A 444-nucleotide genomic window follows, 5' to 3' on the forward strand; every position below is an offset into this window, starting at 1 on the left:
GACGCGGGGCGTTCTCAAGAAGGAATTGCAGGCACATTTGCGGGCGACAAGGTCAATCAGGCGCTCGCGCCATGCCACATTGAAGCGCAGCGGGTTGGACAAGTTCAACGATGCTGTTTCTATCCGCGAGAGACCTGCCGAGGTCGAAGACCGCGCCGTGCCGGGCATTGGGAAGGCGATCTGATTGCAGGCTCCGGCAACAGCTTCATCGCGACACTGGTTGAACGTCACACCTGTTTTGTGATGCTGGCAAAGGTCAGCAACAAAGACAGCCGCAGCGTCATTCAGGCACTGATCAAACAATCGCGCAAATTGCCCAAGGAACTCTATCGATCTTTGACACGGGATCGAGGCACTGAGATGTCCGGCCATCGCACGTTCACATTAGCGACTGATATCGACGTCTTCCTCTGCGAACCACATTCGCCGTGGCAACGTGGGTCA

At 56.3% G+C, this 444-nt stretch carries 1 pseudogene; it reads left to right on the top strand.

The window, feature by feature from the left end:
- A pseudogene (locus tag Q0859_RS21460) lies at nucleotides 1-444 on the top strand (IS30 family transposase); the annotation flags it as partial.

Source organism: uncultured Tateyamaria sp., from assembly GCF_947497045.1.
Taxonomy (GTDB): Bacteria; Pseudomonadota; Alphaproteobacteria; order Rhodobacterales; family Rhodobacteraceae; genus Tateyamaria.